A 719-nucleotide genomic window follows, 5' to 3' on the forward strand; every position below is an offset into this window, starting at 1 on the left:
GCCATCGCTAGGGTCTTTTGTCTCATTCAATATAAACGGCCTGCCACCCTGATGCGTTGACCTTTTTCAGCATTGCCCTAACTGCAGCCTGGTGATACTCTCCCGGCCCGCAAGACCATTCGGCAACGAAATCGGCCTTGCAAGCATTTCGCGTACGAAGGGCCGCCGGCAAGGCAACCGGATAACGGCAGGTATCGGCGGAGTTACAGTGCAGAGCCAGCTCACGCGTCGAATTGCCATGATGAGCGCCACAATTCTCACCATAGGTACCTGATTCGATTCGTATAGGGTCAGCCAACGCGTTCACGCTAGCTCCGAAAAGTCCAGCAAGCGACAGGAGTGTGCAGATTGCTCGGATCATGGTTGCCTCCATTGTAGGAGCCACGGTGTCCCACGAAGACGAACCGCTAGCTTAGCGCTCGTCGACAACGAACCGCGTCGTACACGAAGCATGTCCCCGAGCGTGCCATTCAAGTCTAGTTTGTAAATGGATTCCATGCAGAGAACGAGGTCGCTGCCTGTCCGTCGAGTCGCTTTTTTTTTATGACGATTACGCATTGGCCGGGGGAGACCGGTTATTTGCGACCGGACGTCGGCTCTGGCCAAATTTTGCGCGTAACTCGTCAGTCGGGTTCCCGAGGTAGGCTATTTCAAAAGTGGAGTGGGTAATGCGGCTTACGAGGCATGTTGGTTGAAGGCCGAGAAGTCGAGCTTTCCGG

At 54.9% G+C, this 719-nt stretch carries 1 protein-coding gene; it reads right to left on the minus strand.

Going from position 1 to position 719, the window contains the following annotated elements; translation table 11 throughout:
• Nucleotides 1-22 precede the first annotated feature (22 nt).
• Nucleotides 23-361: a hypothetical protein gene (locus AWB67_RS40550; protein WP_125477911.1), complete on the minus strand. Its 339-nt coding sequence runs from the start codon at nucleotides 359-361 to the stop codon at nucleotides 23-25.
• Between the last annotated feature and the right edge of the window lie 358 nt (nucleotides 362-719).

This window comes from Caballeronia terrestris (assembly GCF_001544515.1).
Classification (GTDB): domain Bacteria; phylum Pseudomonadota; class Gammaproteobacteria; order Burkholderiales; family Burkholderiaceae; genus Caballeronia; species Caballeronia terrestris.

Coding starts and splice junctions, on each gene's coding strand:
- AWB67_RS40550 (WP_125477911.1), bottom strand. CDS start 361: ATGATCCGAGCAATCTGCACACTCCTGTCGCTTGCTGGACTTTTCGGA.